Source organism: Mycobacterium sp. JS623 (assembly GCF_000328565.1).
GTDB lineage: Bacteria > Actinomycetota > Actinomycetes > Mycobacteriales > Mycobacteriaceae > Mycobacterium.
In genome coordinates this window covers 761839-777998 of record NC_019966.1, presented here as the reverse complement: position 1 = coordinate 777998, position 16160 = coordinate 761839, and the positions used below count along the sequence as shown (strand labels likewise).

The window sequence follows — 16160 nt, the reverse complement described above, 5'->3', positions numbered from 1 at the left end:
GGTCACGCGCGACATGCCACCGACTCTGCGCACCGCGCCTCGACGGGCGCCGATGCCGGCCCTACTCAATGAGAGCCGTTGTGTCTCAATGCTTCTGAATGTGCAGTACGTCTGTTGTAGACGATGAATGCTCGCCCTTGGCGCGCTTGTCCGCTCGCTTTTCTTTCAGCGATTTACCGGATTTTTTACTCATCGCTTGTCGGGGAGATTTGTCAGCCATATTGACCCCTAAATGTGGGGGCCTGGATGGTCCCGATAGTCCCAGCGTACGCCCACCCAGCAGGCACGGCGCGAGAAGTCCCTAAACGCATTGTGGGCCGGCGGAAAATCCACCAGCCCACAATGGTTAGAGGTCGTTAGACGGCAGTTACTCCGACTGCCTGCGGGCCCTTGGCGCCCTGCGTGATGTTGAACTCAACTCGCTGGTTCTCCTCGAGCGACTTGAATCCGCTGCCCTGGATCTCCGAGTAGTGAACGAACACATCTTCTGCGCCGCCGTCGGGTGCGATGAAGCCGAAGCCCTTATCGCCGTTAAACCATTTCACAGTTCCCTGTGCCATACTCTTCAACTTCTCTCATTCTGAACGAATGCCGACAGGCATTCGCCATCAGCTTACCATGATTAGGTCAAAAAACGTCTTCGGTTGTGCTAGAACGCTTCCCGCACTCTCGGCGGCATTGACCGGATGGCAAGTGTGCGGCCGCAAACCCCGGGTGTAGCCTGAGTCGAACCGTTTCGTAGTCAACGGAGGTCCTCGACCGACACCCGGCCGAACCCGATCAACGTGCGATCCGATTCGTAAGCCGGCGCCCGCAGTCGGCCTCGAAATGAAGGAAGCCGTCCTTGGATCACATGGGCTCGTACATCAAAATTCCTGCGTATCAAGGTGTCTCGGCGTGACTGGCGGCGTCGATGGTCGGAATCTTCGGAGTCCGGTTCGGTTTACGCTGACGTCCACACTTGGCAGCGGACTGGACGGGGCGTGGTGGCCTCACACGGTCTCGATCGCCCGCGAACTCTCCGACCTGGCCGACGCTGTACGCAAACCACTGGGCAAAGTCATCGATATCGCCCTCAACTGGTCGTCATTGCAAGGAATCCCCAACCTCGACTTGCTCAACCGGCGCGGTGGAGCGCACGGCGGGGACAGTCGTCACCTGCGCATCATGACCATCACCGGCAGGCGTGCGAAGGCCCAGCTACTCGTCGTGCCGTGCGGGACGAGTATGGCTCTGGCGGTGATGGTGCTGCGGCAAGCCGCTGATCTGCCGGTCATGTATGCGCACCAGCACACCGCGGCCTTCCACACCGCGGGCGCCATAGTGCAGACCGCACGTGCCCAACACTCTCCCGCTCGCAGCCAGGCCGAGGCCGCGGCGGCCGGCGCTACACAGGTGTAAACACGCCAATATCGTTGTGCTGAACGCATTTCAGCTCTATACCGCGGCCAGCATTGAGCAACACTGTCGCCGCGAGCTGGGCAATTTGCATATCTAGTCAGGACCGGCGTTCTACCCGGTAACGTGGGCCATCTCCGAAGCCACTTCGAGCAGCAGTGTTCAGATGAAGACAACCGGCCGACGCCTCTTACCGGCCGCAGCATGGCGGATCGCCCCGCTGGTAGCTTGCGCCGTCCTTGTGCAATGCAGCTCCCCGCCACCTCCTCCTGCGGCGCCGTCTAGCCACGAGACGTCGCCGACTAAAGGCGAGACGTCATCGTCTGCAACACCCATCCCAACTATTCAGCCGGTCACCGCCGCCGACCTCGGTCCGAGCTGGCACTCCAACTGTCCCGTCGGTCCGGAGCAGCTGCGCCGGGTCGACGTCGACTACATCGGCTTCGACGGACAAGTCCACCGTGGCGCGCTGATCGTGAACCAAGACGTCGCAACCGAAGTCGTCGATATCTTCAGGCAACTGCTCCAGTTGCGTTATCCGATCGAGAAGATCCGCACCGTCGACGTCTACCCGGGTGCCGACGACGAGCTGTCGATGGAGGACAACAACACGTCGGCGTTCAACTGCCGAGACATCCCCGGCACCGGCCACTGGTCACTTCACGCCTTCGGTCGAGCGATCGACGTCAACCCTTTGCTCAACCCCGAGATCGATCGGGGTGTTGTCCAACCCAAGACCGCCGCGCCGTACGTCGACCGCAGCCGCACCGACCCAGGGATCCTGCACGCGGGCGATGCGGCCGTGCGCACATTCACCGATCGCGGTTGGCGCTGGGGCGGCGACTGGAGGGCTCCCATCGACTACCAGCACTTCGAGCGCTGATCGCCGCCAGCAAACAAGCGGTAGGGAACACCCGATACGTCTGGAGCACCACTCACCCCGCCGAGGGCAGCACCGCCTACGGAAGGGTCGCGGCTTTGCCGGAACGTCACGTGCCGTAGAGCCGCAGCGCCTTGGCCGTCGCTGTCGCCACTTCGCCCCGCAGCTCCTGAATGGGTGGACTGCCGCGCACATGGATTGAATTCGATAACAGAACTACGTAGGTATCCGAGCCTGGATCCATCCACACCGTGGTTCCGGTAAAGCCGGTGTGGCCGAAGCTGCCGATCGGAAAGACGATGCCTCGGGGCGCGGAATTGGGCGAATCGATATCCCAGCCAAACCCGCGCAGGTTTTGGCCCCTGATCGCCGGATAGCGCGGCGCCAGTAGCGGATTCGTCATGTTCGACTTCGTTGCGACGGCTTCGCGCGTGGCCTGGTTCGCGGCGTCGAGTTGTTGTGCCGTGTGTCCTGGCTGCTGCGGAGTCGTCATCAGTTCCAAAGTTGCTTGCTGTAACGGGAATTCGCTCGGTCTGCCGGCAAGCCGGTCAAGCAGGGCCTGCGCGTAGATGCTGACGTCGTGCGCCGTCGAGAACAGACCGGCATGCCCGGCGACTCCACCCATTCGCCGCGCCGTCGTGTCGTGCACGGTACCGCGCAGCAGGTAATCAAGATCGGGATTTTTGCCGGCATCGGCTCTGCCCTCTTCGTCCCGTGCTGTCGGCGCGATGCGCGACAACAGGCTGGTATTCCAAGCGGATGCGGGGCATACGGCTCCTCGCATGGTGTGTGAACCACATACTTCGGAAGCGGGAAGGTACCGGGTGTCGGTCATACCCAGCGGCGCGAACACGTTCTGCTGGACGTAGTCGTCTTCGGCTTCGCCAGTGACGTTTTCGACCAAGGCGCCCAGCAGTATGAAGTTGATGTCGGAGTAGCGAAAACTCTCACCGGGAGCCGATTCCAGCGGCGTGGTGAGTGCGCGATGAATGCCTTCTGCTTTGTTGACTCCGTCGAGTCCCCACGGATCTTTGAGGTCGACGTCGCCCGTTTCACCGGAGGTGTGCGTCAGCAGCATGCGAACGGTGACCTTCGCGCGCTGTGGGTTGTTCGCCGGATTGAAGTCGGGAAGATACTGCTGCACAGGGTCATCGAACCGAACCTTGCCCTGTTCGTAGAGCTGCATGACGGCGGTCGCGGTGGCGAGTGGTTTGGTCAACGACGCCATGTCGAAGATCGTGTCCTCGGTCATCGGCTCTGCAGGCGCGGGCGACCCGTCGAGCCCCGGCTCGCCTGCCAGTTTGCGCTCTCCATACGCCTGCTCGAAGACGACCCTGCCGCCATGGCCGATCAGAACCACAGCACCGGGCAGCTTATGCGCCGCAATCGCATCGTCGATCAGCCTGGAGACCGTTACGAAGTCTGGTGTCGGGCCCGCGTCAGGCGGCAAGGCAGGCGACGGGACCGGAGGCGGCGCAGGGGGCGGAATCTGCGCCGGGGGCGGAATCTGCGCCGGGGGCGCCGTCTGCGTTGCCTGCGCGCCGTCGCCTATGGGTGTGTTCGCTGCGTCGCCGCGTGAGCAACCCGCGGTCAGCGCGAGCAAGACAGCGACGATGGTCAGGCAACGCCGCCCGTACTGCTTACCGAACATAAGGCTGGCCGCTCGTCACAGAAGTTTGGAGATCAGTGACCATCGTATGACGTCGTCGATGCCCGAATCGGCTCGACGAGGATGTCGGCGTGGCCGGCATGCCGGGCGACCTCAGCGATCATGCACGGCGAAGCGTGTCGGCCTAATGGGACGCGATCAGAGCGAATGACGTGATCAGATGAGAGGACGGGGCATTGCACGAGTGGCGCCCGCCTGATGCTCGAGACTATACCGGCGTGAATTCGACCGGCAGTGCCGCCGGCGAGCGGAATGCCACGCCCTTGATCACCGGTGCCGGCGCGGTCGGATCCAAATGCAGGTCTGGCAGCCGGTCGAGCAGTGCATTGATCGCCACCGTCGTCTCCATCCGCGCCAGCGGCATGCCAAGGCAGACATGCGGGCCCGCGCCAAACGTCAAATGCGCGAAGATCTTTCGCGTCGGGTCGAACCGGTCCGGATCCGGGTAATGCGCGGGGTCTCTGTTCGCTGCCGCGACGCTGACACTGACGTTGGTGCCCTTGGGGATCTTGATCCCGCCCAGCTCACAGTCCTTCTTCGCCACCCGGACCACCGTGCTGATCGGCGGCTCCCACCGCAGCGCCTCCTCGATCGCACCGCGCAGCAGGCTTCGGTCTTGTCGCACGGCCTCCAGGACCGGCGGCTCCGTCAGCATCGCCACTAAGAGATTGCCCGACGCCCGGTACGTCGTCTCCACCCCGGCCGGCAAGATCAACAACAGGAAGGCGAAGATCTCCTCGTCGGTCAGCCGCTCCCCGTCGATCTCCGACTCCGCCAGCGTGCTGATCAAGTCGTCCTGCGGATCCTTTCGCCGTTCGGCCAGAATTTCACCGAAGTACTCCTTCAGCGTCGCCGACGCCGCCATCCCGACGTCCCAGTTGTAGACCACGCTCAACAGCTCGATCGACAACTGCTGGAACCGCACATAATCCTCGCGCGGCAGCCCCATCAGTCGTGCGATCACCTGAACCGGGAACGCAAACGTGAACTCCCGCACCAGATCTGCCGAGCCCCGCGGTGCGAACTGGTCGATCAGCTCATGTACCACCACCTCGACCAGTTCCGTGCGCCACCGCTCCAGCAGCTTCGCCCGGAACAACGGCGACACCAGCGCCCGGCTCGCCCGGTGCTCATCACCCTCCTGCTCCAGCAGCGTCTTGCCCATCACCGGGCCCATGATGTTCTCGTAGATCGACGACGAGAATCTTTCGGAATCCGTGAGTACCGCCTGGCACTCGTCGTACCCGAGTACCGTGACGCCCGCCATGTCGAGGTTCTGCGCCGGCGTCTCGACAATCGGATTGCCGACCATCACGCGATGCTTTTCCCTTGCCACGCGCAACTTCTCGTGCACATCCTCGACTGCCATCAGCAGCCCGTCCTGCAGCTTGGCCGGATCAAACTCGTCCAGCGGAGCCCGGTTGGTCACGACGCTGTCACCGTCTCGGTGTCGCGGCCTGACCGCAGCACCGTGCCGGGCACCGCGCCCGTGGCGACGCCGTCGTGGCAGACCTCGACGCCGCTCACCCACACCGACGTGATCCCCTTCGCGTCGGCCACCAAACGCGGTGCGCCAGCAGGCAAGTCGTAGCGGGTCTGCTCCGGTCCGTGGTCGACGGTCGCGGGGTCGAACATCACCAAATCCGCATGCCAGCCTTCGGCAATGCGGCCGCGCGCCTTCAGCCCGTACAGCCGCGCAGGAACGTCGGTGATCAGCCTTATGGCTTCCTCCAACGTCACCACCTGGTGCTCCCGTACGCCGTGGCCGAGCAGCGACGTCGTATAGATCGCGCCGCACATCATGTCGAGATGCGCGCCGGCATCCGAGCCGCCGATCACCGCATCCCGGTTACGCCACACCTGCGCGCGCGCCTTCCAGTCCGCTTCGTCGTCGCCGAACGGCCGCGGCGACAGGCCCGTGCGCAGCTCGTCGGCGATCACGATGTCCAGCAGCACGTCGAATGCTTCCCCGCACCGCGCCGCCGCGACGTCACCGACCGCGCGACCTGTTGCGTCGTCATTCTGGGGTGCGAAGGTCTCGACGATGATCAGCCGTTCCCAATTGGCAAGGCCGCGAAGGATTCCGGCCTCTTCGGAGTGAGCACCGTCGTTGAGCCTCCTGCGCACCTCGGGGTCGGCCAATGCCTTCAGCCGTTCGGGGATTGGCAGGTGCATCGTCTCGCGCCAGCCGGGCAGCCCGTCGAGTACGAAACCAGACAGGAACGACAGCCGGATCTTCGTCGAGTGCGGCAATGTCAGCGCGACGATTCGCCCGCCACGCTGCGCGGCGACTTTCGATGCGCGCAACTGCTTTTCATGACCTTCGGGATTGCCGGCCGAGACGCCGAGCACATTCCAGTTCAGGGGGCGGTCGGCGGCTTTCGACATGTCGGTGAGCAGCGCGATGTCGTCGTCGGTGAAGCCGGACAAGCAGCCGGGGATGATCGCCTCCAGCTGCGTGCCCGAATGCTGACGCAGGACGGCCGCCAATGCCACCAGCTCGTCGCGCGACGCGCTGCGCGACGGCACCGGCTGCCCGGACCCGTCGTTGTGGGTGTGCGACTGCGACGTCGACAAACCCAGCGCGCCGTCGGCCAGCGCAGCGCCAAGCAGGATGGCCATCTTCTCGATCTGCGCCGCAGACGCCTCGCCACCGACGGCGTCGTCGCCCATCGCTGCCAAGCGAATTGCCGTGTGGCCCACCAGGAAACCGGCATTGACAGCGGTGCGCCCGTCGAGCCGTGCCAGCCAGTCGCCGAAGGACGACCACTGCCAATCCAGCCCGGCGCGCAGCGCCTCCAACGGCATGCCTTCGACGCGGGCCAGCATCCGCGTCAGGTAATCCTGTTGCTCGGGGCCTGCCGGCGCCAGCGTGAAGCCGCAGTTGCCACCGAAGACCGTCGTCACGCCGTGCTGCACCGAGGGGCTCGCCGTCGGGTCCCAGAACAGCTGGGCGTCGTAGTGCGTGTGCAGGTCGACGAAGCCAGGTGCGAGCGTCTGCCCTTCCGCGTCAACGGTTTTCGATGCCTGCTCGTCGACGCCGCCGACCGCGACGATAAGTCCGTCGCGCACCCCCACATCGCCGTGTCGGGCGGACGCGCCGGTGCCGTCGACAATCGACGCGTCTTTGATCAGGAGGTCGAGCATGCCAGCCATCCTTCGTCGGGGAGAGCGTGGCGGAACAGCTCGGCGGCGTTGCGGTGGGTGATGCGGGCCGCGTCGTCGGCGGAGAGGTTCTTGACGTTGCGTGCGACCACATGCTGCGTGTCGGGCCACGTCGAGTCGGCGTGCGGGTAGTCACTCTCGATGAGGATGCGGTCGGCGCCGATCGCGCCGAGGGTGCCGAACGCCGTCGGGTCGTCGATCGAACAGAACCAGAAGTTGCGTCGCAGCACCTCGCTGGGCAGCAAGTCGCTCTTCCACGCGCCGCCCTCGGCTCCCGATGCCGAGTGGGCGAGGACGAAATCGGCCCGGTCGGCCAGCATCGCCACCCAGCCGAGGCCGCCCTCGTCGAGCGTGATGTTCAGCTTCGGGAAACGGACCGGAATCCCCGACCACAACCAATCTGCCGTCGCGACAAGGGCATTCACGGGAAACAGCGTCGTGATGGTTTCGAACGGGGTGTCGGGTGCGGGGATCGGCGCCCACTGCGCGGAGCCGGTGTGCAAGCAGATGACGGTGTCGGTCTCCTCGCATGCGGCGAGGAACGGATCCCAGACGCCGGTGTGCAGGCTGGGCAGTCCGCATTGTGCTGGCAGCTCGGGGAAGCTCACGGCCTTGAAGCCACGTTCGGCATTGCGGCGCAGCTCGTCGGCGGCCAGTTGCGGGTCGGCCAGCCAGGGCAGCTGCAGCGGGATGATGCGATCGGGGTAGGAGCCTGCCCACACCTCGTGGTGCCAGTCGTTCCACGCTCGCAGTACTGCGAGGCCGAGTTCTGGGTCGTCGCTCTTCCAAAACACCGTGCCCGCAAATCCGGCGATCAGCGACGGGAAGTTCAGCGATGCCCAGATGCCGGCAAGGTCCATGTCGGCGATACGAGCGTCGATATCCCAACAGCCGCGGCGCATTTCGTCGAACCGGGCGGCTTCCATGCTCCACTCTTCTTTGGGCCGCCCGATGACCGCGTTCAGCCCGATGTTCGGATACGTGCGGCCTTCGTAGCTCCACACCTGGGTGCCGTCGTCGGACTCCACGATCTTCGGCGCCCGGTCGGCCAGCGCGTTGGGGAGGCGGCCCTCGAACATGTCGGGTGGCTCGATGACGTGGTCGTCAACCGAGATGAGGATGTGCTGTCGCTCCCGCGGCGTCGGGTCGGGCAGCAGCGCCATATGACGACTATGGTCGCTTGACGGCAGCTGTCAATGCTATTTGTGCAAAAACAGCGTAATTCGGGGTCCGCAGCAGCCCACTGGGACTTGGCTGTGAGGACGCCAAACGTCTCGTGCCAATTTCGTTACCGAGGTTTATCTCATTCGTCACTTTGGCAACACTGGTATCAGTGCGGCACAGCCGGCACAACCCGTCAACGAAAGAGTGGAATGGATTATCTGCATGAACACCGTCCTGTACTTCAGCCCCAGCGGCGTCGCTTATGAGACCCAGGCCTACAGCACCGCCGATATCGCCGAGCTTGTCAGCGACTATGGCCTGGAAAGCCTGACGAGCACCGACCGGCAATTCGACTTCTGGTTCACGAGGTCAACCCAGCGGTGCCAACGACGACCTAACTGTGCTGCCGTCCGACTTCTGTTGGCCACCACCAACTTCACCGCGAAGACGGTCCCGCTGCTGCGCGGCTGCGTCGTTGTCGCCACGCACGATTCAGATGGTGACCTGGACGGCCTCAGCTGGGAACAGCTAGACCTCTTAGCGCAGCGAAGCCGCGGGCTGACGAAGCGCGACGAACGCGTGCTTGACCGCCGGATCGCCCAGGACGAGCGCCGTCAGCGGCGCCAAGCCCGCCGGCTACGCAGCGGGGTTGACGTCGGAAACGTTGACCACAACATCGATCTTGTCCACGGCCACGGAAACACACGACGCACATAGCTGCGGGCTCAGCGTGGGGTATCCGCACGCCGGACAGATCGCCAAGGGTCCGCCCCCAAGAGAGATATTGCTCGCCACCCGAGTTCCTTCCGCCCAGTGGCAGGTACATACCCCGTCTGGCGGAGTTCAACCGGCAAAGGCGCATCCCAGTCGACGACGAATCGGCGCGACGGGTCGGCCGGGTCGACGGCGCACGTCAGCGGCAGGCCGATACCAAGCGTAGGCACATGGGCCATAGGCACCGGCTGCACGTCACGGCCTGTGACCGGAGCCAGGTTCGGGAAGTGCAGCTCGACTTCGAGCATGTAATGCGGGGCGTCGATGAGCTCCGGCCGGCTCGGCGTTCTGCTGGAAGGCACCTCTGAGGGACCCCAATTCCTGCTCATCTCACGGTTGGCCCCAGTGGCCAACCAACCCACCGCAAAGCCGACGACCACGATGGCGGTCCACGACCATGCCGAAGACGCGGCCGAGTTCGACGACGAATACGCCAGGTAGAGGTCCATCGGCGCACGCTAACAACGACGTCGGCATTGCCAGCGCGTCGCAAAACGTTCAGCGCGCTCCCAGCCACAGCGCTAGCCCGAGGGCGATCCGGAGTCCGGAAGTGGTTGTGCTGACGGCGATTCCGGTGCCGGCCTCGGCGCTGGAGGGCCGACCGTGTACGGCACCGGCCCCGCCAGTCCTGGGCCCTGGATATGCTGCACCGGGCCTAGCCCCTCGGAACCGTCCATGTGCGGGACGGAACCGGCGGCGTCGACGGATCCGACCGTGGATTCATCGGTGGATTCGTCGGGTGCGATGTCCACGCGCACTGGCACCTCTTCGGGTGGCGACGGCTCGGATTCGGTTGTCGGGGCGGCGACTTCGACGGGCAGCGGCTGCACCGGGCTGGGCGGCGGCGAAATGGGTTGCCCGGCGATGCGCACCCCGTTTCTGGCGCTGCGAACCAATGTCGCCCAACCCCCGTCAGGTCTGGGTGAGCCGATGCGGCACGCGACCCGATGGCTTCCCGCCGCCCAACCCGCCGCATCAATCGGCTGATAGCGCACCGACAGGCCAGTTGCATCCAGCGTCAGAGGTGATAGGTATGCCGACGTCGCCACCCCACAGACATCCCGCACGACGGCGTCCTGAGCCGCGGTTGATGGCGCCGCTTGACCGAATACGGTGGAAAGGTCTGCGGTGCCTGTGATTTCGAGCGCGTGCGGCAAGCCGCAATCCACGGCAATGTCCGTCGTCTTGCCGTCCCGGATACCCAGGCACGTGCCCGTCGCCCAGACTCGAGACTGATCCTGGCTGTCAACCTTGCCCTTGAATCCGAACGAAGCGATCCCGTCGCTTGGCAACTGCAGGCCGCACAGCAGCCATCCGGCCGTCTGCACTGCACCAGCGACGAATCGCCCGCCCGGGTCATAGTGGGGCCCAAGGTAATAACCGACTGCCCGCGCGCAGGTCTGTTGGTCGTCGGCCCCGGCTGCGGGAATCGGTTCGGAGTCGGCGACCTCGAACAGATGCTCGTCGGCGCAGTCGACTTTCGTCGCGTGCTCGGGTTGGCCCGGCGGCCAGGTGAGGCAGTCGCCGCGACGCACCTCGGCCGTGGGCGCGTTGGCGTTCGACCGGTTCGTCATCTGCCAGACGACCACGGCCGATGCGGCGACGACAGCAACCGCGACCGTGATGAAGAGAACCCTCATCGACCACAGCGGCAGGGGCGTCCGGCGCGGACGGGCGCACGCACGCGAATGGTGCACCGGCAGCTTGTCGGTGGAAACCTCGTCGGACCCGCGCTTCACCGACACGCAATGATGGGAACACGGCTAATGTTCTGCTGCAATGCCAGGCAAAACAGTTTCACCAAATAGTTAGTGAAAAGCGCGCAGATAGCAACCCCGGATCAGGTTGCTGATAGACAACAGACGGGCGCACGAATTACATCGATGTATAGCGACACGGTTACGGATGCATACCTATCGGTGCATCACTGAGCACACGAGCATCAGGGATCACTATCGTCACAACCGTCGACTTCTGACGTCAAACCGACGTCATGTCCCCTTGAAAGGTGTGTCATGTCGTCGCGTCTGCGAATCGCCTCAGCATCGGTGGCGTCGGCGGCTGCAATCAGCTTGTGCGCCGCGATCGGCGTCGCGCCATCCGCCGGCGCCGAGCCCTGCACCGACGCGGCCGCCGCAGCCCAGCCCGACGTTCCCGCGGCCCCGGCCATGCCAGTGACCGGCGGCCTGCCACGCGGACACCGGCCGCCCAACGCGAATACGAGCGCGCCGCTTCCCCGTCTCGGCCAGATTTCGCGGGCCCTCCTCAACGCGTTCACTCCGCCATCCGCGCAGGTGCAGAAGCAGGCGGGTGTTGCGCCACAGCCCACACCGCCCGCCGCCGCCACCCAGCAGGCACCGGCCGCTGCCCAGCCGGTTCCCGAGGCCGCCCCAGCACCGCCGCCGGCACCGGTGACGGCAGATCCGCCTGGCACCTCGCTCGTCGGGTGGGTGACCGGACCGAACAGCCCGAACAACACGCTGTCACGTTTCGCTGTCTCCGGGACGGACCTTGGAATCATGTGGGACAACGGTTCTCGCGAAGTGCTGATGGCGTTCGGCGACACGTCCGGCTACTGCAGCGCGCCCGGCCATCAATGGCGATACAACGTGTTGATGCGCAGTCAGGACGGCGCACTGTCCAACACCGTGAGCGTCGCGAATTCACCGATGTGGGCCCGCGGCATCTCCAAACAAATCATCAACACCACCAAGTGGGCGCCCGACGAGACCGGGATCATCCCGACCGCAGGTATCTCGGTCGGCGGAAAGCAGTACCTGAACTACATGTCCATCAAGAGTTGGGATGCCAACGGCGCGTGGACAACCAACTACTCGGCGATCGCGGTGTCACCCGACAACGGCGAGCGCTGGGGCGTCTACCCGGGGTCTGTCCGTACGCCGCGGCCCGACGCCATCCCGGGAGCCCGACACGTTGGCGGCAATGAGAACTTCCAGCAGGGTGCGTTCCTCAAACCTGGGCCCGGCGATCCGTACATCTACTCGTTCGGAACCCCGGCCGGCCGCGGCGGCTCGGCATATCTAGCGCGCGTTGCGCCTGAAGCTATTCCTGACGTCACCAGGTACGAGTACTGGAATGCTGACCAAAATGCTTGGATCCCTGGCAATCCCGGTGCAGCGACGGTCGTCATCCCCGGCCCGGTGGGTGAGATGTCGGCCCAATTCAACACCTATCTCCATCAGTACCTGGCGATGTACTGCAACGGCGCGAACGACGTCGTATTCAGGACCGCACCCGCGCCACAGGGACCGTGGAGTCCGGAGCAGATGGTCGTGCCGTCAATGCAGTTCCCCGGCGGGATCTACGCCCCATTCCTGCACCCCTGGTCGACGGGCAAAACGCTCTACTACAACCTGTCTGAGTGGAACGACTACAACGTCATGCTGATGAAAACGGTTCTGCCATAGGGTGTTAGAGCGACTCGATCATCTTGGTCGCAGTGGCCAGGTCGACGCCGGACTCCTCCTTGTACGCCTTGATTGCGGCGATCTTGTTGCCCGAGGCCAGCAGCTGCCGCACGTTGTCCGACACCTGGGCGAGCGTCTCGATATCAGGTATCGGGATCCCTGTCTTCTCGTAGAGGTGCCGGACGAGCCGCTCGAGCACGCCCAGCCGTTCGTAAACGTCACGTGAGGATGTCATCGCGTCAGTCTGTCAGCTGGACGTCCCTGTGCTCGCCGAATTCACTTCAGCAGGACGTGGTTCACGTGGGGGCGTCCCGGTTGGGATGTTCGCGCGGCATAGTCACCCCGACAGAGTGGGATACGTCACGTCGTCGCGGTCCGGTGCGAGCGGGATGGCCGCCAGTCCGACGAGGAATGCCGTCAGATGCCCCACCTCAGAGAAGGTAGGCCGCACCGCCACGTTGACGACAAGGGCCGTCACGGTCCCCACCTGACATCCAGTTCGCCAAGGAGGCGGCACATAACCGGAAAGCGTGCCTGCCGTACCGAATACGAAATAGCTGATTCCGACGTCGCGCGCAGCGACCAGCCGCCAGGGCGCCCTGCCCATCCGGATCATCAGCCGCAGATAGCCCTGAGAGACGTAGGTACCGACGACATGCGCTGCGATGCCGACGAAAAGCCAACGCCACCAACGTAAGCGGCGTTCAGCCGGACCCAAGATGCCAACGAAGACCGGGACATAGGGCCACCACTTGTGATCGTCGAGCCAAAACAGGCTGGTCGCGAGGACGCGTGACGGCCCGGTGCGCAGGCGACGAAGGTTGGTCGAATTCGTGCGTCGGATTCGACGCGATCCCCACCGCCCGGCCGACCGCTGAATCCGAGTCGTGATGAACAACACCAGCAGCCACGCGGAGGTGAGCGGGGCCGTGACCACGCCGCGCACAAGCACGTGCCTCATAGCGCCAACCTAGCCAACAACGGCCAGAATTCGGCCAACATCAGGCCATACGCTACGCTGTAAGCAACGTCGGCCTCTCAACCAGATGGCCAACACGTCGTGAAACGCTTCTTCATCCCCAGATGATCCGCGCACCAGCGCACCTCGTATCGCGGCGATCGATATTGCCCACCGGCAATCTCGCCACCTTGTGCTGATCGACCGCGCGTCTCGGCACACAAGATGCTGAAAGACACCAATCATTAATACTGACAAGACCTTTGCTGATCTCGGCGTAGGTGCACCACTGGTCGCTGCGCTCGCTGCCCGCGACCTCACCAACCCGTTCCCCATCCAAATCCAAACCCTCCCCGACACTCTCGCCGGCCGAGATGTGCTGGGCCGCGGCAAAACGGGCAGCGGGAAGACGCTTGCCTTCTCAATTCCGTTGGTCAGCAGGCTCGCCGGTCAAAAGCGACGCCCGTCACAGCCGACCGGTCTCGTGTTGGCGCCCACACGTGAGCTCGCCACCCAGATCACCGCGGCTCTCGAACCGCTGGCGGCCGCCCACAATCTGCGCGTCACCACGATCTTCGGCGGCGTACCGCAAGCTAGGCAGGAAAAGGCGCTGAAGGCGGGCGTCGACATCGTGGTGGCCTGCCCGGGCCGGCTCGAGGACCTGATGAAACAGCGTCTGATCAGCCTGGACTCGGTGCAGATCACGGTCATCGACGAGGCCGACCACATGGCCGATCTCGGCTTCCTTCCCGGCGTGACCCGGATCTTGGCGGCGACGCCGGCCGGTGGCCAGCGGTTGCTCTTCTCCGCGACGCTGGACAACGGCGTCGACAAGCTCGTCAAGCGATTTCTTCGCAACGAGGTGCTGCACTCTGTCGATAGTGCCAACTCCCCCGTCGCCGCGATGACCCACCACGTGTTCCACGTCTCCGGCGTGCAAGCCAAGAAGGAACTAGTGCACCGGCTCGCCTCCGGCACCGGACGTCGAATCATGTTCATGCGTACCAAACATCAAGCGCGCAAGCTTGCCAAGCAGCTCACCGAATCAGGTGTGCCGGCAGTTGACTTGCACGGCAACCTTTCTCAGCCCGCACGTGACCGGAATCTCGCCGCGTTCACTGCCGGCGACGCGCGGGTGTTGGTGGCAACCGACATCGCCGCGCGAGGCGTGCACGTGGACGGAATCGAGTTGGTGGTGCACATCGATCCGCCGGCCGAGCACAAGGCCTACCTTCACCGGTCCGGACGGACCGCGCGCGCCGGAAACGCCGGCGACGTCGTGACCGTCGTCCTGCCCGAACAACGCAGAGACACTCAGGCCTTGATGCGCCGCGCGGGCATCAGCGTCACCCCCCAAGAGGTGACCGCCGACTCCGCCGCCGTGCATGCCGTGGCCGGCGAGCGCGCCCCTCACCGGGCTCCCGCACCGAAAGCCACCACGGCGCCCCGTCCGACGCAGCCCGGCCGGTCTGGCGCCCCGCGTCGCCGTCGCGGCCGCGGCGCCCGCGGTACACAACGAAACGCGGTCTGACACGTCACCTGGCACTGCTACGGTGATGCGCGGATGTTTTTGGTACATCCGAACTGAATGAGAGAAGTAAGTAAATGGCACAGGGAACTGTGAAATGGTTCAACGGCGACAAAGGCTTCGGCTTCATCACCCCTGACGACGGGGCGAAGGATGTCTTCGTGCACTTTTCCGAGATCCAGGGCAGCGGCTTCCGCACCCTCGAGGAGAACCAGCGCGTCCAATTCGAGGTCGAGCAGGGAGCCAAGGGCCCCCAGGCGGTGCGAGTCTCCGCCATCTAGGCGACCCAGACCTGACGATGGGCTGGTGCGGATAGCTCCGTACCAGCCCATTGGCATTTCTAGACCAGCTCTAGACCAGCGGGGCAGGGTCCGGGGTTGTTGCTATGTCACGCATCCGTTGTGTCCACGATGCGCTCTCGAGTTGCGCAGCCCGCAAAACGCACTCGGCGATCTCGAACATTTGGGTGTCACGTTCTGCGCCCGAGAACGACTTGGCCGACGCGCACCGCATCACCATCACGCCAAGCGCTTGCGACGTCATATGTGGCACAACGAGGAGATTTGCAGTGCCGTTGCGGCCCTCGACCACCATCAGACGTTGGCGCCCGGGATGCCCGTCGTGTGCGGTCCGGCTCCCCGAAACCGTCTCGTACAGCTCGCGCGGACCTTGCGTGGCAGACCAGTTGATGCAGATATCGACGATTTCGCCGAGTGGTTTGTGTAGCGCGCCGATGAGCTGCGGAAGTTCATCTGCCACGGAGGCGGTGTAGGGCCACCATGCTCCGTCGATGTCAGCGCCTAATTGCCGCGCCAGCGCGAGCCTGACGGGACGGGCCAAGCGCCGCGTCCCGGTCATGCCGTTCATGAGGAGTGCGGCGTATCAGCAGGCGAGTCTTTTCGGGGGCGGTCAGAGAAGACCGGAGCTTGCACCGGTTCGCTGAAAGCTTCTCGGTCCGGCACGGCTTCGGGTTCATAGGGATGTGAGAACAAGTCGGACGATTCCATGGCGAGGTCCTTAACCATGTCGGTTCAGCCCGGGGGATGAATGGTCGGGCGAAATGCGGTCGATTCGCAGGCTGATCGTCTTAGAGTCCACTGTTGGCATGGCAAATACGAAACGGCCTGACAACCAATCTACACCTGGGGATCACAGATTCCGCGTCGCATCCAGAATCGACGCGTCCATCACGCCGA

Annotated in this window: 16 protein-coding genes; 7 read left to right on the top strand and 9 right to left on the bottom strand. The window is 64.3% G+C overall.

Annotation, left to right across the window (positions count from 1 at the left end):
• Positions 1-356: 356 nt before the first annotated feature.
• Positions 357-560, bottom strand: a complete 204-nt coding sequence (locus MYCSM_RS03680) for a cold-shock protein (RefSeq protein ID WP_015304792.1) — start codon at positions 558-560, stop codon at positions 357-359.
• Positions 561-897: 337 nt separating this feature from the next.
• Between MYCSM_RS03680 and MYCSM_RS03675 the strand changes: the two genes are divergently transcribed.
• On the top strand, positions 898-1401 hold the full coding sequence (locus MYCSM_RS03675) for a DUF5994 family protein (protein WP_015304791.1): 504 nt from the start codon (positions 898-900) through the stop codon (positions 1399-1401).
• A 163-nt stretch (positions 1402-1564) separates the two neighbouring features.
• Positions 1565-2281 (top strand): M15 family metallopeptidase, encoded by a 717-nt coding sequence (locus tag MYCSM_RS03670; protein ID WP_015304790.1) that lies wholly within the window; start codon positions 1565-1567, stop codon positions 2279-2281.
• Positions 2282-2387: 106 nt separating this feature from the next.
• Here the strand turns inward: MYCSM_RS03670 and MYCSM_RS03665 are convergent, their stop codons facing one another.
• From MYCSM_RS03665 to MYCSM_RS03650, 4 genes are all read right to left on the bottom strand, one after another.
• A complete protein-coding gene (locus MYCSM_RS03665) occupies positions 2388-3929 on the bottom strand; it encodes a serine hydrolase domain-containing protein (protein ID WP_015304789.1) in 1542 nt (513 codons plus the stop codon).
• 226 nt (positions 3930-4155) lie between these two features.
• Positions 4156-5376, bottom strand: a complete 1221-nt coding sequence (locus MYCSM_RS03660) for a cytochrome P450 (RefSeq protein WP_015304788.1) — start codon at positions 5374-5376, stop codon at positions 4156-4158.
• Positions 5373-7094, bottom strand: a complete 1722-nt coding sequence (locus MYCSM_RS03655) for an N-acyl-D-amino-acid deacylase family protein (RefSeq protein ID WP_015304787.1) — start codon at positions 7092-7094, stop codon at positions 5373-5375. The genes MYCSM_RS03660 and MYCSM_RS03655 overlap by 4 nt, the downstream gene beginning before the upstream one ends.
• Entirely contained in the window at positions 7079-8275 is a 1197-nt protein-coding gene (locus MYCSM_RS03650; RefSeq protein WP_015304786.1) for an amidohydrolase family protein, read from the bottom strand. Before MYCSM_RS03650 ends, MYCSM_RS03655 begins: the two co-directional genes overlap by 16 nt.
• A 223-nt stretch (positions 8276-8498) precedes the next feature.
• Between MYCSM_RS03650 and MYCSM_RS03645 the strand changes: the two genes are divergently transcribed.
• Positions 8499-8993: a hypothetical protein gene (locus MYCSM_RS03645; protein ID WP_015304785.1), complete on the top strand. Its 495-nt coding sequence runs from the start codon at positions 8499-8501 to the stop codon at positions 8991-8993.
• A gap of 321 nt (positions 8994-9314) precedes the next feature.
• Complete coding sequence (locus tag MYCSM_RS36975; RefSeq protein WP_157681267.1) at positions 9315-9491, top strand: hypothetical protein; 177 nt, start codon at positions 9315-9317, stop codon at positions 9489-9491.
• Positions 9492-9571: 80 nt separating this feature from the next.
• Here MYCSM_RS36975 and MYCSM_RS35150 read toward each other — a convergent pair whose 3' ends face one another.
• Entirely contained in the window at positions 9572-10795 is a 1224-nt protein-coding gene (locus MYCSM_RS35150; RefSeq protein WP_015304783.1) for a septum formation family protein, read from the bottom strand.
• Between the two features lie 270 nt (positions 10796-11065).
• On the opposite strand from MYCSM_RS35150, the gene MYCSM_RS03635 reads away from it, so the two are divergent.
• On the top strand, positions 11066-12478 hold the full coding sequence (locus MYCSM_RS03635; protein WP_015304782.1) for a DUF4185 domain-containing protein: 1413 nt from the start codon (positions 11066-11068) through the stop codon (positions 12476-12478).
• A 4-nt stretch (positions 12479-12482) separates the two neighbouring features.
• On the opposite strand, the gene MYCSM_RS03630 is transcribed toward MYCSM_RS03635, so the two are convergent.
• Both MYCSM_RS03630 and MYCSM_RS03625 read right to left on the bottom strand, forming a co-directional pair.
• Positions 12483-12713: a hypothetical protein gene (locus MYCSM_RS03630; RefSeq protein ID WP_015304781.1), complete on the bottom strand. Its 231-nt coding sequence runs from the start codon at positions 12711-12713 to the stop codon at positions 12483-12485.
• A gap of 102 nt (positions 12714-12815) precedes the next feature.
• Positions 12816-13439, bottom strand: a complete 624-nt coding sequence (locus tag MYCSM_RS03625) for a rhomboid-like protein (protein ID WP_015304780.1) — start codon at positions 13437-13439, stop codon at positions 12816-12818.
• Between the two features lie 241 nt (positions 13440-13680).
• Between MYCSM_RS03625 and MYCSM_RS03620 the strand changes: the two genes are divergently transcribed.
• Both MYCSM_RS03620 and cspE read left to right on the top strand, forming a co-directional pair.
• Entirely contained in the window at positions 13681-14967 is a 1287-nt protein-coding gene (locus tag MYCSM_RS03620) for a DEAD/DEAH box helicase (RefSeq protein WP_015304779.1), read from the top strand.
• A gap of 74 nt (positions 14968-15041) precedes the next feature.
• Entirely contained in the window at positions 15042-15245 is a 204-nt protein-coding gene (gene cspE / locus MYCSM_RS03615; protein WP_015304778.1) for a transcription antiterminator/RNA stability regulator CspE, read from the top strand.
• Between the two features lie 70 nt (positions 15246-15315).
• Here cspE and MYCSM_RS03610 read toward each other — a convergent pair whose 3' ends face one another.
• On the bottom strand, positions 15316-15822 hold the full coding sequence (locus MYCSM_RS03610) for a DUF5994 family protein (RefSeq protein ID WP_232425716.1): 507 nt from the start codon (positions 15820-15822) through the stop codon (positions 15316-15318).
• Positions 15823-16160 lie beyond the last annotated feature (338 nt).

Coding starts and splice junctions, on each gene's coding strand:
- MYCSM_RS03635 (WP_015304782.1), top strand. CDS start 11,066: ATGTCGTCGCGTCTGCGAATCGCCTCAGCATCGGTGGCGTCGGCGGCT.
- MYCSM_RS03625 (WP_015304780.1), bottom strand. CDS start 13,439: ATGAGGCACGTGCTTGTGCGCGGCGTGGTCACGGCCCCGCTCACCTCC.
- MYCSM_RS03665 (WP_015304789.1), bottom strand. CDS start 3,929: ATGTTCGGTAAGCAGTACGGGCGGCGTTGCCTGACCATCGTCGCTGTC.
- MYCSM_RS03680 (WP_015304792.1), bottom strand. CDS start 560: ATGGCACAGGGAACTGTGAAATGGTTTAACGGCGATAAGGGCTTCGGC.
- MYCSM_RS03650 (WP_015304786.1), bottom strand. CDS start 8,275: ATGGCGCTGCTGCCCGACCCGACGCCGCGGGAGCGACAGCACATCCTC.
- cspE (WP_015304778.1), top strand. CDS start 15,042: ATGGCACAGGGAACTGTGAAATGGTTCAACGGCGACAAAGGCTTCGGC.
- MYCSM_RS03645 (WP_015304785.1), top strand. CDS start 8,499: ATGAACACCGTCCTGTACTTCAGCCCCAGCGGCGTCGCTTATGAGACC.
- MYCSM_RS03610 (WP_232425716.1), bottom strand. CDS start 15,822: ATGACCGGGACGCGGCGCTTGGCCCGTCCCGTCAGGCTCGCGCTGGCG.
- MYCSM_RS03630 (WP_015304781.1), bottom strand. CDS start 12,713: ATGACATCCTCACGTGACGTTTACGAACGGCTGGGCGTGCTCGAGCGG.
- MYCSM_RS03655 (WP_015304787.1), bottom strand. CDS start 7,094: ATGCTCGACCTCCTGATCAAAGACGCGTCGATTGTCGACGGCACCGGC.
- MYCSM_RS03670 (WP_015304790.1), top strand. CDS start 1,565: ATGAAGACAACCGGCCGACGCCTCTTACCGGCCGCAGCATGGCGGATC.
- MYCSM_RS36975 (WP_157681267.1), top strand. CDS start 9,315: ATGAGCTCCGGCCGGCTCGGCGTTCTGCTGGAAGGCACCTCTGAGGGA.